The organism is Oleiphilus sp. HI0043 (genome assembly GCF_001634935.1).
In genome coordinates, this window is record NZ_LWEY01000164.1 from 1 (window position 1) to 1,011 (window position 1,011).

The 1,011-nt window shown below is 47.9% G+C and carries 1 protein-coding gene; it reads right to left on the reverse strand.

The annotated features are described in order from the left end of the window. Positions 1 to 1,011: exodeoxyribonuclease VII large subunit (xseA, locus tag A3729_RS03065; protein WP_068633134.1), on the reverse strand; the 1,011-nt coding region annotated here is incomplete at both ends.

The following is a 1,011-nucleotide window of genomic DNA, read 5'->3' on the forward strand; positions in this document are numbered from 1 at the left end:
GCCGCGCCCTAAGGTTGCAAGAGGGCTTGCCGTGTGCAGTGTCTGGGCTAGAATCGCCAGTCTGTGTTGCTGTTGTTCCAGGTTTGCATGCTGCGCTTGTACTAGTTTGTCGTAAGCGTTGTTTAGTGTTGCTGCGCTTTGTTCAAGCTTCGCTTGAGGGTTATATCTGAGTAAGCGGTGCTGAAGTATATTCAGACTTCCAGATTTATTTTCAATAGTGTTTGATAGTGCCCGTTTAATGCGCTCTTGAAGTTCTTCAAGGCGTAAACCCTTTTCTTGAAGGGCATCGCCAGGATGTCTTAGTCGTTTTTGTAAGGCATCGATGCTTTGGCTGAGTTGTTTGAATCGATTGTTGATCAAAAACTCCAGGCGCCGTTGTTGTTGATCCAGGTTTTGCATTAATTCGTATTGGTCGGGCGTAATGTGTTCTGCGGCTGCTGATGGCGTTGGTGCCCGGTAGTCTGCTACCAGGTCGGCAATCGTAAAGTCTACTTCATGACCAACGGCGCTAATGATAGGTAGTTCGCTGTCAAAAATAGCACGTGCGACGACTTCTTCATTAAAACTCCATAAATCCTCTAGAGACCCGCCTCCTCGCCCAGCAATTAACACATCTGCAAGGTTGTGGCTGTTGCAGTAAGCGATAGCGTCGGCAATTTGTTGTGCTGAGCCTTCCCCTTGAACCTGAACGGGTAGCAAAATGATCTCTAGTGCAGGGAAGCGACGCTGCGTCACTGAAATGATGTCATGAATGACGGCACCGCTTTGAGAGGTTATCACGGCTGCTTTTTTGGGGATTTGTGGTATAGATTTTTTATGCTGCTGGTCAAACAGTCCTTCGCCAGCCAGTTTAAGCTTTAGTGCTTCAAAAGCGGCTTGTAGTTGCCCAATACCCGCCGGTTCCATGCCTTCAACGATAAGTTGGTAATCGCCGCGACCTTCGTACAAGCTCACTTTGGCTCGAACAATTATCTGGTCACCTTCCTTGGGGATAAACTTTAAGCGTTGGTT